17 protein-coding genes are annotated in these 16,604 nt (G+C 62.2%); 13 read left to right on the top strand and 4 right to left on the bottom strand.

Going from position 1 to position 16,604, the window contains the following annotated elements; all coding sequences use genetic code 11:
- Positions 1-89: 89 nt before the first annotated feature.
- The 13 genes from N2A98_RS23475 (at position 90) to N2A98_RS23415 (ending at position 12,581) form a co-directional block, all read left to right on the top strand.
- On the top strand, positions 90-1,355 hold the full coding sequence (locus N2A98_RS23475) for a glutamate-5-semialdehyde dehydrogenase (protein ID WP_034126904.1): 1,266 nt from the start codon (positions 90-92) through the stop codon (positions 1,353-1,355).
- Entirely contained in the window at positions 1,355-1,999 is a 645-nt protein-coding gene (gene nadD, locus N2A98_RS23470) for a nicotinate-nucleotide adenylyltransferase (protein WP_003194480.1), read from the top strand. The genes N2A98_RS23475 and nadD overlap by 1 nt, the downstream gene beginning before the upstream one ends.
- 66 nt (positions 2,000-2,065) lie before the next feature.
- Positions 2,066-2,560 (top strand): ribosome silencing factor, encoded by a 495-nt coding sequence (rsfS, locus tag N2A98_RS23465; RefSeq protein ID WP_275622715.1) that lies wholly within the window; start codon positions 2,066-2,068, stop codon positions 2,558-2,560.
- A gap of 9 nt (positions 2,561-2,569) precedes the next feature.
- On the top strand, positions 2,570-3,037 hold the full coding sequence (gene rlmH, locus N2A98_RS23460) for a 23S rRNA (pseudouridine(1915)-N(3))-methyltransferase RlmH (RefSeq protein ID WP_003176297.1): 468 nt from the start codon (positions 2,570-2,572) through the stop codon (positions 3,035-3,037).
- A 15-nt stretch (positions 3,038-3,052) separates the two neighbouring features.
- Complete coding sequence (gene mrdA, locus N2A98_RS23455; protein ID WP_003194477.1) at positions 3,053-4,951, top strand: penicillin-binding protein 2; 1,899 nt, start codon at positions 3,053-3,055, stop codon at positions 4,949-4,951.
- A 31-nt stretch (positions 4,952-4,982) separates the two neighbouring features.
- The gene (rodA, locus tag N2A98_RS23450; RefSeq protein WP_044268991.1) at positions 4,983-6,086 is read left to right on the top strand and encodes a rod shape-determining protein RodA; all 1,104 of its coding nucleotides are present in this window, start codon (positions 4,983-4,985) and stop codon (positions 6,084-6,086) included.
- A 17-nt stretch (positions 6,087-6,103) separates the two neighbouring features.
- Positions 6,104-7,114, top strand: coding sequence for a lytic murein transglycosylase B (gene mltB, locus N2A98_RS23445; protein WP_047711860.1), 1,011 nt, complete (start codon positions 6,104-6,106; stop codon positions 7,112-7,114).
- Positions 7,114-8,118 (top strand): septal ring lytic transglycosylase RlpA family protein, encoded by a 1,005-nt coding sequence (locus N2A98_RS23440; RefSeq protein ID WP_078803896.1) that lies wholly within the window; start codon positions 7,114-7,116, stop codon positions 8,116-8,118. The genes mltB and N2A98_RS23440 overlap by 1 nt, the downstream gene beginning before the upstream one ends.
- 183 nt (positions 8,119-8,301) lie before the next feature.
- Positions 8,302-9,459: a D-alanyl-D-alanine carboxypeptidase family protein gene (locus N2A98_RS23435; protein ID WP_003194468.1), complete on the top strand. Its 1,158-nt coding sequence runs from the start codon at positions 8,302-8,304 to the stop codon at positions 9,457-9,459.
- Between the two features lie 85 nt (positions 9,460-9,544).
- Positions 9,545-9,820, top strand: a complete 276-nt coding sequence (locus N2A98_RS23430; protein WP_003194466.1) for a DUF493 domain-containing protein — start codon at positions 9,545-9,547, stop codon at positions 9,818-9,820.
- The gene (lipB, locus tag N2A98_RS23425; RefSeq protein WP_275622714.1) at positions 9,820-10,467 is read left to right on the top strand and encodes a lipoyl(octanoyl) transferase LipB; all 648 of its coding nucleotides are present in this window, start codon (positions 9,820-9,822) and stop codon (positions 10,465-10,467) included. The genes N2A98_RS23430 and lipB overlap by 1 nt, the downstream gene beginning before the upstream one ends.
- Positions 10,468-10,492: 25 nt before the next feature.
- Positions 10,493-11,494: a lipoyl synthase gene (gene lipA, locus N2A98_RS23420; RefSeq protein ID WP_161794304.1), complete on the top strand. Its 1,002-nt coding sequence runs from the start codon at positions 10,493-10,495 to the stop codon at positions 11,492-11,494.
- Positions 11,495-11,651: 157 nt separating this feature from the next.
- The gene (locus tag N2A98_RS23415) at positions 11,652-12,581 is read left to right on the top strand and encodes an LD-carboxypeptidase (RefSeq protein ID WP_275622713.1); all 930 of its coding nucleotides are present in this window, start codon (positions 11,652-11,654) and stop codon (positions 12,579-12,581) included.
- Between the two features lie 110 nt (positions 12,582-12,691).
- Here the strand turns inward: N2A98_RS23415 and N2A98_RS23410 are convergent, their stop codons facing one another.
- From N2A98_RS23410 to lptE, 4 genes are all read right to left on the bottom strand, one after another.
- Entirely contained in the window at positions 12,692-14,017 is a 1,326-nt protein-coding gene (locus N2A98_RS23410; RefSeq protein ID WP_044268967.1) for a lytic murein transglycosylase, read from the bottom strand.
- Positions 14,018-14,078: 61 nt separating this feature from the next.
- Positions 14,079-14,243, bottom strand: a complete 165-nt coding sequence (gene arfA / locus N2A98_RS23405) for an alternative ribosome rescue factor ArfA (RefSeq protein WP_003176285.1) — start codon at positions 14,241-14,243, stop codon at positions 14,079-14,081.
- A 665-nt stretch (positions 14,244-14,908) separates the two neighbouring features.
- Positions 14,909-15,946: a DNA polymerase III subunit delta gene (gene holA / locus N2A98_RS23400; protein WP_032895162.1), complete on the bottom strand. Its 1,038-nt coding sequence runs from the start codon at positions 15,944-15,946 to the stop codon at positions 14,909-14,911.
- A 39-nt stretch (positions 15,947-15,985) separates the two neighbouring features.
- Positions 15,986-16,591, bottom strand: a complete 606-nt coding sequence (gene lptE / locus N2A98_RS23395) for an LPS assembly lipoprotein LptE (RefSeq protein ID WP_014720078.1) — start codon at positions 16,589-16,591, stop codon at positions 15,986-15,988.
- Positions 16,592-16,604: the final 13 nt, after the last annotated feature.

The following is a 16,604-nucleotide window of genomic DNA, read 5'->3' as shown; positions in this document are numbered from 1 at the left end:
CATTTCGACCATCCGCCCCTCACCGCTGTCAGTCGGGCGGCGTCACAGCTATAATCTGCCGCTTTCCTCTTTGCCAAGACTCCCTGACCATGACTGAGTCCGTTCTTGACTACATGACCCGCCTGGGTCGCGCTGCCCGGCAGGCCTCGCGGTTGATCGCCCGTGCGAGCACTGCGCAGAAGAACCGTGCGCTGCTGGCGGCTGCCGATGCTCTGGATGCTTCGCGCTCCGAGCTGACCGCCGCCAACGAGCTGGACCTGGCCAATGGGCGCGCCAATGGCCTGGAGCCAGCCTTGCTGGACCGCCTGGCGCTGACCCCGGCGCGTATCGACGACATGATCGAAGGCCTGCGTCAGGTGGCCAAGCTGCCTGATCCCATCGGTGAAATTCGCGACATGCGTTACCTGCCGTCCGGTATCCAGGTGGGCAAGATGCGCGTGCCCCTGGGCGTGATCGGCATCATCTATGAGTCGCGCCCGAACGTGACCATCGACGCCGCGAGCCTGTGCCTCAAGTCGGGCAACGCCACCATCCTGCGTGGCGGTTCCGAGGCGATCAACTCCAACCGCGCCATCGCCGCCTGCATCCAGCAGGGCCTGGCCGTGGCCGAGTTGCCGGCTGAAGTGGTGCAAGTGGTGGAAACCACCGACCGCGCCGCCGTGGGTGCCTTGATCACCATGCCGGAATTCGTCGACGTGATCGTACCGCGAGGTGGCAAGAGCCTGATCGAGCGCGTCAGCCGCGATGCCAAGGTGCCAGTTATCAAGCACCTGGACGGCGTCTGCCATGTGTTCATCGACATTGCCGCCGACCTCGACAAGGCGATCCGCATTGCCGACAACGCCAAGACCCACCGCTATGCGCCGTGCAACACCATGGAAACCCTGCTGGTGCACGCCGGCATTGCCGAGCGCGTGCTGCCGCCGCTGGCTGCCATCTACCGTGACAAGTCGGTAGAGCTGCGCGGTTGCGAGCGCACCCGGGCGTTGCTGGGCGCGGACGTCATCGAGGCGACCGAGCAGGACTGGTACACCGAGTACACGGCCCCGATCCTGTCGATCCGCATCGTCGACGACCTGGACCAGGCCATCGAACACATCAATACCTATGGCTCCAAGCACACCGACGCCATCGTTTCCGAGCATTTCAGCGATGCCCGGCGTTTCCTCAACGAAGTGGATTCCGCTTCGGTGATGGTCAACGCCTCGACGCGTTTTGCCGACGGCTTCGAGTACGGCTTGGGGGCGGAGATCGGTATTTCCACCGACAAGCTCCACGCACGCGGCCCGGTGGGCCTCGAAGGGCTGACCAGTGAGAAGTACGTGGTGTTTGGCGACGGTCATGTGCGCACTTGATGACTAAACGCATCGGGCTGCTCGGCGGTACTTTCGACCCCGTGCACATCGGCCATTTGCGCAGTGCCCTGGAAGTTGCGGATGCCCTTGCGCTGGATGAGCTGCGCCTGCTGCCCAATTTCCGGCCGCCCCATCGCGACACGCCGCAGGTGGCCGCCGAGCAACGCCTGGAAATGGTGCGTGTTGCCGTAGAAGGTATATCGCCGCTGGTGGTGGACGATCGCGAACTCAAGCGCGATAAACCGTCCTACACTATCGACACCCTGGAGCTGATGCGCGCCGAATTGGCCGCAGATGACCCACTGTTTCTGCTTTTGGGCTGGGACGCATTTTGCGGCCTGCCCTCTTGGCACCGCTGGGAGGAACTCCTCCAGCATTGCCACATCCTGGTTTTGCAACGCCCGGATGCCGACAGCGAACCGCCGGATGCCTTGCGCAACCTGCTGGCCGCGCGGTCGGTAAGTGACCCCTTGGCCCTGACCGGGCCGAACGGGAATATTGCATTCGTCTGGCAGACCCCGCTTGCGGTGTCCGCCACCCAGATCCGTCAACTGCTGGCCAGCGGGAAGTCGGTACGTTTCCTGGTGCCTGACGCGGTCCTGGCCTACATCGATGCGCACGGGCTTTACCGTGCGTCGAACTAAAAAGGCGCGCTTGAACGCACGAACCGTGCAGCAAGCGCCCGAACATACGAGCAAAACGAGTTTTATATGACGAACAAAGACGTAAGCAAAGTTAAGCGCAAAGGCACCTTCAAAAGCGCACCGCTGCCGGTTGAAGCCCATGTTGGCCCGGAACTGGCTGGCGAAGAGCTGGTGAAAGTCGCCGTGGCTGCCCTGGAAGACGTTAAAGCCCAGGACATCCAGGTGCTGGACGTGCGCGACAAGCAGAGCATCACCGACTTCATGATCATCGCCACCGGTACCTCCAACCGCCAGATCGGCGCGATGCTGGACAAGGTTCGTGAAGCCGTCAAAGCCCAGGGCGTCAAGCCACTGGGTGAAGAAGGCAAGGGCGACAGCGACTGGGTGTTGCTGGACATGGACGATGTGATCGTTCACATGATGACCTCCAACGCTCGCCAGTTCTACGACCTGGAGCGTCTGTGGCAAGGCGCCGAGCAGAGCCGTGCTGCCGATGGCAAGCACCACAGCCCGGAAGTGGGCCACGCGCACTTCGACAAGCTCAACAAAGACCAGGAATAAGGAACGGCTGTGCGCCTGCGTCTGATCGCTGTCGGTTCACGCATGCCCAAGTGGGTGGAAGAAGGCTGGCACGAATATGCCAAGCGTCTGCCCGCTGAGCTGTCGCTTGAGCTGGTGGAAATACCGCTCAATACCCGGGGCAAGAACGCCGACGTGGCGCGCTTTATCCGTCAGGAAGGCGAAGCCATGCTGGCCAAGGTCGGCCCCAATGAGCGCATCGTCACCCTTGAAGTGCACGGCAAGCCCTGGAGCACCGAGCAACTGGCGGTGGAACTGGATCGCTGGCGCCTGGATTCGCGCACGGTCAATTTCATGGTCGGCGGCCCCGAAGGGCTGGCGCCGGAAGTCTGTGCGCGAGCCGATCAGCGCTGGTCGCTGTCGGCGCTGACGTTGCCGCACCCGTTGGTAAGGATTCTGATCGGTGAACAGCTGTATCGCGCCTGGACAGTTCTGTCCGGGCACCCTTACCACAAATAGTCTGCGCCGCCCCCGATGACCCAGCCGATCCGCATCAAGGACCACGAGAAAGACGCACGTCTGGTACGCGCGCGGGTGGTGTTCGGTGCTGTTTTGGTGGTGGTGCTGATGTGCGTGCTGATTGCGCGGCTGTATTTCCTCCAGGTGATCCAGTACGACTATCACTCCACGCTGTCGGAAAATAACCGGGTGCATGTGCAGCCGATTCCGCCGACCCGTGGGCTGATCTTCGACCGCAATGGCGTAGTGGTTGCCGATAACCGGCCCAGCTTCAGCCTGAGCATGACCCGCGAACGTTCCGGCGACTGGAAGCAGGTGCTCGATGTCATCGTCGAGGTGCTGCAACTGACGCCGGAAGACCGGGTGGTTTTCGAGAAGCGCATGCGGCAGGGGCGCCGGCCGTTCGAGCCAGTGCCGATTCTGTTCGAGCTGACCGAAGAGCAGATCGCCCGCATTGCGGTGAACCAGTTCCGCCTGCCAGGTGTGGAAGTGGTGGCGCAGTTGGTGCGGCATTACCCGCAAGGGCCGCACTTTGCCCACTCCGTTGGCTACATGGGGCGGATCAACGAGAAAGAGCTGAAAACCCTCGACCCGATCAACTACAGCGGCACCCACCATATTGGCAAAACCGGCATCGAGCGCTTCTACGAGGCCGAGTTGCATGGCCAGGTAGGTAACGAGGAAGTCGAGACCAATGCGCGTGGCCGCGTATTGCGGGTACTCAAGCGCACCGACCCGGTGCCGGGCAAGGACATTGTCCTGAGCCTGGACATCAAGTTGCAGGAAGCTGCCGAGATGGCCCTGGGCGGTCGACGGGGTGCCGTAGTGGCGCTGGACCCGAAGACCGGCGAAGTGCTGGCGATGGTCAGCCAGCCCAGCTTCGACCCCAACCCGTTTGTGACCGGCATCAGCTTCAAGGCCTACGCCGAGCTGCGTGATTCCATCGACCGGCCGCTGTTCAACCGCGTCTTGCGCGGCCTGTACCCACCGGGCTCGACCATCAAGCCGGCGGTGGCGATTGCCGGCCTGGATGCTGGTGTGGTCACGGCTTCAAGCCGGGTGTACGACCCTGGCTATTACATGCTGCCCAACTATGACCATAAATACCGTAACTGGAACCGCTCCGGTGACGGCTATGTCGACCTGGATACCGCGATCATGCGCTCCAACGACACCTATTTTTATGACCTGGCCCACAAGCTGGGGATTGATCGGCTGTCTGCCTACATGGGTAAGTTCGGCCTCGGTCAGAAAGTCTCCCTGGACATGTTCGAAGAATCCCCCGGCCTGATGCCGTCGCGGGAGTGGAAGCGTGCGACCCGCCGCCAGGCGTGGTTCCCCGGCGAAACCCTGATCCTCGGTATCGGCCAGGGCTATATGCAGGCCACACCGCTGCAACTGGCCCAGGCCACGGCGCTGGTGGCGAACAAAGGCGTGTGGAACCGACCGCACCTGGCCAGGACCATCGAAGGTGAAAAGCCGGTGGACGACAATCCGATTCCGGACATCGTGCTGCGTGACCCGTCCGACTGGGCCAAGGTCAACCACGGCATGCAGCAGGTGATGCACGGTGCTCGCGGCACCGCACGCAAGGCGGCAATCGGCGCGCAGTACCGCATTGCCGGCAAGAGTGGTACGGCCCAGGTGGTCGCGATCAAACAGGGCGAAAAGTATGACCGTTCCAAGGTGCAGGAACGCCACCGCGACCACGCCTTGTTTGTCGGCTTTGCCCCTGCGGAAGACCCGAAAATCGTGGTGGCCGTGATGGTCGAGAACGGCGAGTCCGGCTCCGGCGTCGCGGCCCCAGTGGTACGCCAGGTCATGGACGCCTGGCTGCTGGCCGACGATGGCCGGCTCAAGCCCGAGTATGGCGGCCCCCCTTCAAGCCCCGAGGTTACGGCCCGTGAAGAGTAATTTTGACCGCATCCTCTCCAGCGAAGATGTGATGCGTCGCCGTGCGACGTTGCTGCAACGCATGCACATTGATGGCCCCTTGCTGATCCTGCTGCTGACCCTGGCGGCCGGCAGCCTGTTCGTGCTGTATTCGGCCAGCGGCAAGAACTGGGACTTGCTGATCAAGCAGGCGTCCTCGTTTGGCCTGGGCCTGCTGTCGATGGTGGTGATCGCCCAACTGGAGCCGCGCTTCATGGCGCGCTGGGTGCCCTTGGGCTATGTCGCCGGCGTGTTGCTGCTGGTGGTGGTGGACGTCATGGGCCACAACGCCATGGGCGCCACACGCTGGATCAACATCCCCGGGGTGATTCGCTTCCAGCCGTCGGAATTCATGAAGATCCTGATGCCGGCCACCATTGCCTGGTACCTGTCCAAGCGCACCTTGCCGCCGCAGCTCAAGCACGTGGCCATCAGCCTGATCCTGATCGGCGTGCCCTTCGTGCTGATCGTGCGCCAGCCGGATCTGGGCACCTCGTTGCTGATCCTCGCCGGTGGCGCGTTCGTATTGTTCATGGGCGGATTGCGCTGGCGCTGGATCCTCAGCGTGCTGGCCGCCGCCGTGCCCGTGGCCGTGGCCATGTGGTTCTTCTTTATGCACGACTACCAGAAGCAACGGATCCTTACGTTCCTCGACCCGGAGAGCGACCCGTTGGGCACCGGCTGGAACATCATCCAGTCCAAGGCGGCCATTGGTTCCGGCGGGGTATTTGGCAAGGGCTGGTTGCTGGGCACCCAGTCCCACCTGGACTTCTTGCCCGAGAGCCATACTGACTTCATCATCGCGGTGATGGGCGAAGAGTTCGGCCTGGTGGGCATTTGCGCGTTGTTGCTGATCTATCTGCTGTTGATTGGTCGCGGCCTGGTGATCACGGCCCAGGCGCAGACGCTGTTCGGCAAATTGCTCGCCGGCAGCCTGACCATGACTTTTTTTGTTTACGTTTTCGTCAACATCGGTATGGTCAGTGGCCTGCTGCCGGTGGTTGGGGTGCCGTTGCCATTCATTAGCTACGGCGGAACTTCGCTGGTGACATTGCTGTCAGCGTTTGGGGTTTTGATGTCGATTCATACGCATCGCAAGTGGATCGCACAGGTTTGAATAAGGTGAAGATGTCAATGCAAGTAATGCGCGGCTGGGCGACTCGGCATGCGACCTGGATGGGCCTGATTGGGCTGCTGGGGGCAACGCAAGAGGCGCAGGCCGGTGACTACGATGGCTCTCCCCAGGTCGCCGAATTTGTCGGTGAGCTGACCCGCGACTACGGTTTTGCCGGCGAGCAGCTGATGGGCGTGTTCCGCGAAGCCCAGAAAAAGCAGGCGATCCTCGACGCCATCTCTCGCCCCGCCGAACGCGTAAAGCAGTGGAAGGACTATCGCCCGATGTTCCTCACTGATGCGCGCATCGCCCGCGGCGTGGACTTCTGGCGCCAGCACGAGGCAGTCCTGGCCCGCGCCGAGCAAGAGTACGGCGTGCCGGCCCAGGTGATCGTCTCGATCATCGGCATCGAAACCTTTTACGGGCGCAACACCGGCAGCTATCGGGTGATCGACGCCTTGTCGACCCTGGGCTTCGATTACCCGCCCCGCGCCGAGTTTTTCCGCAAGGAACTGCGCGAATTCCTGTTGCTGGCCCGCGAAGAGCAGGTCGACCCGCTGAGCCTCAAGGGCTCCTACGCCGGGGCGATGGGCTTGCCGCAGTTCATGCCCAGCAGCTTTCGCGCCTATGCGGTGGATTTCGACGGTGACGGGCACATCAATATCTGGAGCAACCCCGACGATGCCATCGGCAGCGTGGCCAGCTACTTCAAGCGCCACGGTTGGGTTGGCGGCGAGCCGGTGGTTATCCGCGCCGATGTCACGGGCGAGCGCGCCGACGAGGGCCTGACCCAAGGTATCGAACCGGTCAAGACCGTTGGGGAGTTGCGAGCGCTGGGCTGGTCGAGTCAGAATGCGCCACGCGATGACATGCCGGTGACGGCATTCCGCCTGGAAGGCGCAAATGGCCCTGAATACTGGATGGGCCTGAAGAATTTCTACGCAATCACGCGTTATAACCGCAGTGTGATGTACGCCATGGCCGTGCATCAGCTGTCAGATGAGCTGGTTCAAGCACGGGGCAACAAGTAATGCGGGTATCGCCGTTCAAAAAACCGCTCAAGCTGGTGGCGTTCGCCGCGTTGTCCTTGTTGGTAGCCAGTTGTTCCACCACCCCTAACCGTGCGCCGGCCAAGAAGGCGGGCGGTGCGGTGGTCCGCGCCCAGCCGGGCCTGGACATCAACCGCGCGCACAAAGACGGCGCGCCGTGGTGGGATGTGGATGTATCGAAAATCCCGGACGCCACGCCCACCCTGCACACCGGCCCGTACAAGGCCAACCCTTATACCGTGCTGGGCAAGAATTACTTCCCGCTGCAGGAATCCAAGACCTACGTGCAATCGGGCACCGCGTCCTGGTACGGCACCAAGTTCCATGGCCAGAACACCGCCAACGGCGAAGTGTATGACCTGTACGGCATGAGCGCGGCGCACAAGACCCTGCCGCTGCCCAGCTATGTGCGCGTGACCAACCTGGACAACAACCGTACCGTGATCCTGCGGGTCAATGACCGCGGGCCGTTCTATTCGGACCGCATCATTGACTTGTCCTACGCGGCCGCCAAGAAACTCGGTTATGCCGAAACCGGCACCGCACGGGTCAAGGTCGAAGGCATCGACCCGGCGCAGTACTGGGCCCAGCGTGGCAAACCGGCGCCGTTGATGCTCAACGAACCGGCTACCCCGCAACCGCAAGTGACGGCCTCGACCGGCAAGATCGAGCAGTGGACGCCGCCACCGGCGCAGCATGCGCCTGATACCGTGGTGGTACCGCATGCGGCAGCGGGCGCCTCCATGGCCGGTGGGCAATACCTGCAGGTCGGCGCTTTCGCCAACCCGGATGCGGCAGAACTGTTAAGGTCCAAGCTCAGCGGCATGGTCAGCGCGCCGGTCTTCATCAGCTCCATCGTGCGTAACCAGCAAACCTTGCACCGTGTACGCATGGGCCCGATCGGCTCGCCAAGCGAAGTGGCGCAAGTGCAGAACAGCGTGCGCCTGGCCAACCTGGGGCAACCCAGCGTGGTCACCGCAGAATAAGCAGTAACGGTTTGATGGCTCAGGCGCGCCTGCGCGCTTGAACCCTGGTTGTTGGCTCGTTGAACAATAAAAACCCAGGGGCAAGGGGTGAGCGGGCAACCGAACACGTGACAGTCTGGAAGCGGGCTGTCTGAATAGTTTTGCCCGCGAGGGCAAGTTTCCATAAGCAATTTCGAGAGACGGATGAACATCACCACCTTAGCCAAACGTACGTGCCTGCTTATCTCGCTGATCATCACCCCAGCCGCCTGGGCGGTTGAGATGGTGCCGGCCTCCCCGCAACTGGCCGCCAAGTCCTGGGTACTCATGGATGCCGCCAGTGGCAACGTGCTGGTCGAAAACGGCGGTGACGTGCGCCTGCCGCCTGCCAGCCTGACCAAGCTGATGACCGCCTACATCGCGACCCTGGAAATCCGTCGCGGCCAGATCGGCGAAAACGACCCGGTGACCGTCAGCGAAAACGCCTGGCGTACCGGTGGTTCGCGGATGTTCATCAAGGTGGGTTCGCAAGTCACCGTGAGCGACCTGCTGCACGGCATCATCATCCAGTCCGGTAACGACGCCAGCGTCGCCCTGGCCGAGCACATCGCCGGCAGCGAAGACGCCTTCGCCGACATGATGAACAAAACCGCCGGCGAGCTGGGCATGACCAACAGCCACTTCATGAACCCGACTGGCCTGCCAAACCCAGAGCACTATTCGTCGGCTCACGACATGGCGATCCTGGCGCGCGCGATCATCCGCGTTGACCCGGTGCACTACGCGATCTACTCCCAGAAGGAGTTCTTCTGGAACAACATCAAGCAGCCTAACCGCAACCTGTTGCTGTGGCGCGACAAGACCGTCGATGGCCTGAAAACCGGCCACACCGACGAAGCCGGCTACTGCATGGTGTCGTCCGCCGTACGTGATGGCCAGCGCCTGATCGCCGTGGTATTCGGCACCAACAGCGAGCAGGCCCGTGCGGCCGAGACGCAAAAACTGCTGACTTACGGCTTCCGCTTCTTCGAAACCCAGACCTTCTACCAGAAGGGTGCTGAGCTGGCGACCGCGCCGGTGTGGAAGGGCGCGACTTCGCAAGTCAAGGCCGGCCTGGCCGACGACCTGACCCTGACCATGCCTAAAGGCCAGCTCAAAAAGCTCGCCGCCAGCATGACCCTGAACCCGCAATTGGTTGCGCCAATCGCCAAGGGTGATGTGATCGGTAAGGTTGAAGTCAAGCTGGACGACAAGGTGGTGCACAGCGCCGACCTGATCGCACTGGACGCTGTCGAGGAAGGTGGTATCTTCCGCCGCGTATGGGATAGCATCCGTCTATTCTTCTACGGCTTGTTCAACTGATTGTGTGCACCTGCAAAGCCCCGCGTTGATCCAACGCGGGGCTTTGCCCGTCGCCACGGCTTAGCGCTTACGAGGCTGTTCTGCCATGACCGATAAAGAAGTAAAAGCGCCAAAAATCGAATTCCCTGTGACGGATTATCCTATCAAGGTAATCAGCGACACCGGTGTGGGCCGCAAAGACACGATTCTTGAGATCGTGCGTAAACATGCGACGATCAACGATAACCGGGTGGATGAGCGCTCCAGCACCACCGGTAAGTACACGACTATCCAGTTGCACATCGTTGCGACCGGTCAAGACCAGCTCTACGACATCAACAGCGAACTGCGGGCCACCGGCTTCGTGCACATGGTGCTGTGATGTCGCAAACCCTGGGCTTTCGCGAGCTCGGCCGGATGGCCTATGAGCCGGTCTGGCATGCCATGCAGCGCTTTACCAATGAGCGCGGCACCTCGGCCCCGGATGAAATCTGGCTGGTGGAACACGAGCCGGTCTTCACCCAGGGCCAGGCCGGCAAGGCCGAGCACTTGCTGCTGCCGGGTGATATTCCGGTGGTGCAGGTCGACCGAGGTGGCCAAGTGACTTACCATGGTCCCGGTCAACTGGTGGCTTACCTGCTGCTGGACGTGCGCAAGCTGGGGTTTGGCGTGCGCGACCTGGTCAGCCGCATGGAGACGTGCCTGATCGAGCTGTTGGCCAGTTACGGCGTGACCGCCGTGGCCAAGCCCGATGCACCGGGTGTGTACGTGGATGGCGCGAAAATCGCCTCCCTGGGGCTGCGCATTCGCCACGGTTGTTCCTTTCATGGCCTGGCCTTGAATGTGGACATGGACCTGGCACCGTTCCGGCGCATCAACCCGTGCGGTTATGCCGGGCTTGCAATGACCCAGTTGAGTGACCATGCAACATCCATTGAATTTGCCGAGGTAAGTGCCCGGCTGCGCGCGCAGCTCGTCAAACACCTCGACTATGCAGAGCAGACGACCCTGACGGGCGGAATCGATTGATATGACTACTGATGTTGTGCAAACCATGATCCCGACGCTGGACATCACTGAGCGTCCAGCCCCGGCCCCGCGTGCCAAGGTGGAAGCCGGCGTCAAGCTGCGCGGCGCCGAGAAGGTTGCACGCATCCCGGTCAAGATCATCCCGACCACCGAGCTGCCGAAAAAACCCGACTGGATTCGCGTGCGCATCCCGGTTTCGCCGGAAGTCGACCGTATCAAGTCGCTGCTGCGCAAACACAAGTTGCACAGCGTATGCGAAGAAGCGTCCTGCCCGAACCTGGGCGAGTGCTTCTCTGGCGGCACTGCCACCTTCATGATCATGGGTGACATCTGCACCCGTCGCTGCCCGTTCTGCGACGTCGGCCACGGCCGTCCGAAGCCGTTGGACGTCAACGAGCCAGAAAGCCTGGCCATCGCCATCGCCGACCTCAAACTCAAGTACGTGGTGATCACCTCGGTGGACCGCGACGACCTGCGTGACGGCGGTGCCCAGCACTTTGCCGACTGCATCCGCGAGATCCGCAAGCTGTCGCCGAACGTGATGCTCGAAACCCTGGTGCCGGACTACCGTGGCCGTATGGACGTCGCCCTGGAAATCACCGCCGCCGAGCCGCCGGATGTGTTCAACCACAACCTGGAAACCGTGCCGCGCCTGTACAAGGCTGCGCGCCCGGGTTCGGACTACCAGTGGTCGCTGACCCTGCTGCAGAAATTCAAGCAGATGATGCCGCACATTCCGACCAAGTCCGGCTTGATGCTGGGCCTGGGTGAGACCGACGAAGAAGTCATCGAAGTCATGAAGCGCATGCGCGAACACGACATCGACATGCTGACCCTGGGCCAGTACCTGCAACCCTCCCGCAGCCACTTGCCGGTGCAGCGCTTCGTGCACCCGGACACCTTCGCCTGGTTCGCCGAGGAAGGCTACAAGATGGGCTTCAAGAACGTGGCCTCGGGCCCGTTGGTGCGGTCTTCGTACCACGCCGATGAGCAGGCCAAGCTGGTCAAGGCGAGCCTGGTTTCGTAAGCCGCCCCCAGCATCAATGTGAAATGCGGGCTTGTGTGGGAGCGGGCTTGCTCGCGAAGGCGCCGTGTCAGTCACCTGATCCATTGACTGACACGGCGCCTTCGCGAGCAAGCCCGCTCCCACATTGGGTTCTGCATTACAGATAGGGAGAACATGGATGACCGCTCTACCGAGTGCCGCCGTACCTGCACTGCGCCCCGAAGGCACCCTCGGCCTGATCGCCCCCGCCGGCCCTGCCGAGTTGGATGTTGAAAAAGCCAGGCAATGGATGCGTGCCCGTGGCTACGACCTGCATATTTTCCCGGGTGTGCACGAACGCGACGGCTACCTGGCCGGTAGCGATGAAGTGCGCCTGCGCGATTTGCATGCGGCCTTCGCCAACCCCGACATCGATGCCATCCTTTGCCTGCGTGGCGGCTATGGCACGCCCCGTTTGCTGGATGCCGTGGACTTCGACCTGCTGCGTGCCAACCCCAAGCCGTTTGTGGGCTACAGCGATATCACCGCCTTGCACCTGGCGATCAACCGCTACGCGGGCTTTGTGACATTCCACGGCCCGATGCTCAATGCCGACCTGCTCGGCGGCAAACAGCCGCCCACCGAGTCCTCGTTGTTCAGCCTGCTGCGTGGCCAACGGGGCGCCGGCAGTGTGCTGCCGCACCCGATGGCCTACCCGCTGACCACCATCGAGCCGGGTGTGGCCTGTGCGCGCTTGCTGGGCGGTAACTTGTCGATGATCGCCGCCGTCATGGGCACGCCGTACGAACTAGACGCCGATGGCATCATCCTGTTTATCGAAGACGTCAACGAACCGCTTTATCGCATCGACCGATTGCTGACTCACCTGCGGTTGGCGGGCAAGCTGGCTCAAGTTGCCGGTGTGCTTGTAGGGGATGTGGCCGGTGTGGATAACCTGGCGCTGGCGCGTCTGTTGAAGCAGACCTTTGCGCCGCTGTGCATTCCAGTGCTGGCGGGCTGGCGCAGTGGGCATTGCGACCCGAACCTGACATTGCCGATGGGTGCCTTGGTGCGCCTGGATGCGGGGGAGCAGCGGGTGGTGCTGGAGCAGGATGTAGTCTTTAAATAATGGGCGCCTGTTGGGCCCCTTTCGCGAGCAAGCCCGCTCCCACATTTTGAAATGCATTCAACATGTGGGAGCGGGCTTGCTCGCGAAAGCGGTAGCCGTCATACAACGATCTATTGGCTCTGCAGCGACTCCAGCAACTTCACTGTCGGATACCCATCAGCCGGCCAGCCCAGCGCCTGCTGTGCAGCCCGAATCGCCTTGCGCGTGTTGGCGCCAATAATCCCGTCGGCATTACCCGCGTCGTAGCCCTTGGCGCTGAGCGCCGTCTGCAGGTCGATGCGTTGCGAACGGCTCAATGGCAGCTCATCTTTGGGCCAACTGCCCCGAATCACACCGCCACCGCCAAACCGCTCCGACAGCAGGCCAACCGCCAGTGCGTAGGACGACGAATTGTTGTACTTGAGGATCGCGCGGAAGTTATCCAGCACCAGGAATGCCGGGCCACGGTAGCCGGCCGGCAGCAGCAGGGCGGCGGACAGCTGGTCGACATTCGCCGGCAGGCTTACGCCAGGCGGCAATTGGATGCCCAGTTGCAGCCATTGCGCCACGGTCTTGCGCACGCCACCATCGGCCAGGCTGTAGTCGAAGCCCGACGGCAGCGGCTGCACTTCAACACCCCACGGCTGGCCTTTTTGCCAGCCGGAGCTTTGCAGGTAGTGCGCGGTGGAGGCGAGGGCATCGCCCGGGCTGTTCCAGATATCGCGGCGACCGTCACCGTCGAAGTCCACGGCGTGGGTGTTGTAGGTGGTCGGGATGAACTGGGTCTGGCCCATCGCCCCGGCCCAGGAACCTTTCATCTGGTCAGCCTGGATATCGCCATGCTGGATGATCTGCAGCGCCGCCAGCAGTTGCGCTTGTGCAAAGGCCGGGCGACGGCCTTCGTAAGCCAGGGTGGCCAGGGAACGGATTACCGAGTTATTGCCCTGGAACTGGCCAAAGTTGCTTTCCATGCCCCACACCGAGACCAGTGCCTGGCGGTCAACGCCATAGCGTTCTTCGATGCGCTGCAGGATATCGGCGTACTTGACCAGCAACGCCTGGCCATTGCGCACGCGCAGCGGCGACAGGGCGCCCTCGATGTATTCCCACACCGGGCGGGAAAACTCTGGCTGGCTGCGGTCGGCACGAATCACCGCCATATCGGGGGTGACGCCGGCAAAGGCGTTATCGAACACCGCGGGCGTAATCCCGGCTTGCAGGGCTTGTGCACGGAAGCCAGCCTGCCACTCGGCAAAGGTCTGGGTGGGTTGGATATCGAGATTGTCCACTGCCAATGGGGCAACCACGGCAGGCGCAATAGCCGGGGCGGTCTGGAGCTTGGGCAGGGGTTGAGCGTCCGCAGCCGTGGGCTTTTCGGCGCAGGCGACGAGCAGAATGAGGCTGGAGGCAGCGATCAATTGGCGTAGGTGCCAACGACGGGAAAGACTAGAGGGCATGCACAGGTCCAGGGATTACCAATCAGGTACAGACCTTATCATGCCAGAGGGGCGCTTGCCTTCAGGCAGCCAGAAAGTAAGAAGCCTCCCAGCTATTAGACTGGAAGGCTTCGCGGCGGTAGCTGCCTTTGCCTTTGCCGGCGCGTTCCTGGCGGCTGCGGAACAAGGGCTGGGCGATGATGGATTTGGCCTTGTTGGGGCCATGCTTGGATGGCTTTTTGCTCATGGTGGGTTCTCTCGCTTGGGGTGGAATGTGGCGGTGCAAATCATCTGCCGAAGTGGGCTGGCTGTAAAGCCCGGCGATAGGTGGGAAATGTCGCAAATAAGTGGTGGGCAGAGTCCATGTGGGGGCTTGCTCCCGCGACGGCCTGACAGCCGGCGCTTATCTCCCTGGCGCCCCAGGATCCAAATGTGGGAGCTGGCTTGCCTGCGATGGCCGCCTGGCAGTCAACACAGTTGGATGGTGTACATATCCATTGCTGCGGTAACGGCTACTTAGGGTTCCGCCCTGACGGCGGCTCACTTTTGAAAAGCGCAAAAGTAAGCAAAACGCTCTTGCCCCACCACTCGGCACCTCGCTTAGGCTCGGTGTGCCCGTAATCCGCCAGTGATTTGGGGGGCCGCCGCCACGCGCCATCCATGGCGCGGGGCGGCTAAACCGGCATCCCTGCCGGTTTACCCCCCAAATCCCTGTCGAATTCCGGCCAGCGTGGTTTGACGGGGCGCCTGAGATCAAAAGCAGATCAAGAGCAAGATCAAGAGCGGCTCGCTTCGCATCGTGGTTAGCGTTGAGCGCTACAGAGCTGTATCAGGAGCAAATGGGCCATCTGGCCCGCCGCCATCGCAGGCAAGCCAGCTCCCACAGGGTTTTGTGGTGTGGTGCTGAGGGGGTTATTCGGCAGGCAATGCCAGGCGCTGGCCGGCCATCAGCAGCGACAGACGGCTCAGGCTCATCCATGGCGAGCCGGCTGCCTGGCCTTTGATCTGTGCATCGATGCGCTGTGCTTCCAGCAGCAGTTGCGCCCAGCGTTGCGCCGAGTGCCGTTGCAGGGCTTTGCTCATCAGGGGTTTGCGTTTGTCCCACACCGGTGGCCGGGCCTGGCTGAAGCATTTGTCCAGCGGGGTGCCCTGGCTGTATTGCAGGGCAATGTTCGCCAACACGCGCAGCTCACGGGCCAGGGCCCAGAGGATCACCGGTGGTTCCACCCCTTCGCCGCGCAGGCCTTCGAGCATGCGCAACGCGTGGGCCGGCTCGCCGTTGAGGATGGCGTCCACCAGGCCGAACACATCAAAGCGCGCGCTATCGGCCACTGCGCCTTGCACGGTTTCGACGGTGATCTGCCCGTCTTCAGCCATCAACTTGAGCTTTTCGATCTCCTGGGCGGCGGCAAGCAGGTTGCCTTCGACCCGAGCGGCGATCAGCTCCACGGCGTCCTGTGTCGCCGCCAGGCCTGATTGCGACAGGCGCTGACGAATCCACTGCGGCAACTGGTTGCTGTCCACCGGCCAGATCTGGATGAACTGAGTCTGTGGACCTTCGACCAGGGCCTTGCCCCACTTGGTTTTCTGCGCGCTGCCGTCGAGCTTGGGCAGGCTGATCAGCAACACGGTGTCTTCGGCGGGGCGCGAGCAGTATTCCATCAGGGCTGCCGCGCCTTTATCGCCCGGCTTGCCCGAGGGCAGGCGCAGTTCCAGCAGGCGTTTCTCGGCAAACAGCGACATGCTCGCGCCAGCTTGCAGCAGCGTGCCCCAGTCGAAACTGGCGTCAGCGCTGAACACTTGGCGTTCATCGAAGCCTTGCTGGCGTGCGGCGGTGCGGATCGCGTCGGCCGCTTCCTGGCACAGCAGCGGGTCATCGCCGCTGACGATATACACAGGCGCAAGGCCACCTTGCAGGTGTTTGGCGAGTTGGGCGGGGGCAAGTTTCATAGGCGGGGCGAACGGGGCGCCAGGGGCGCCCCGTCTGGCTTACTCGACAGGGACTTCAACAGGCGACTGTTTCGGCGTGTTGTCTTCATATTCCTGCGCGGCTTTCAGGGCGTCGGCGTCAGCCTTGGCCTTGTTGTCGGCCACTTGCTGCAGCTCAGCCAGTTTTTCCGGGGTGAGCATTTGCAGGCGAGTCATCATGCGCTGGATCAGCTCACGACGCATTTCCTTGCGCACCTGGATGGTCTCGGAGTCCGAACCCACGAGGTTGTTGCCGTCGTGGCTCACCACTTTCTGCACCTGGATCTTGTCACCCATCAGCGGCAGCTGATCACGGCCTTGTATTTCGAACATCAGCGCCGTGTTCAATTCAACGTCGGACGCACGGCCGGCACTGGCGTAGCTGATATTGCGCTGGGTTTCGCGTTCATCCGTCAGGATCAGCTTGTAGGTCGCGCCGTTGTACACGTGCACACCGCTGTTTTCCAGGGTCTGGCGCAGCTGGGTGACGGTTTCGCCGTAGGCGTTGCGGGCGCTGACGTCGAGTTCCTTGAGCGACAGCTCATTGGTGCCGGTGCCGCGCAGCTGGAAGCCGCAAGCGCTCAACAGCACGGCAAGGCCCATAACCAGCAGATTGCGTTTGATCATTTTGTTGCTCCCC

The organism is Pseudomonas sp. FJ2-5-13, from assembly GCF_029201605.1.
Lineage (GTDB): Bacteria > Pseudomonadota > Gammaproteobacteria > Pseudomonadales > Pseudomonadaceae > Aquipseudomonas > Aquipseudomonas lactis.
This window is presented reverse-complemented; position numbering and strand designations above follow the sequence as displayed.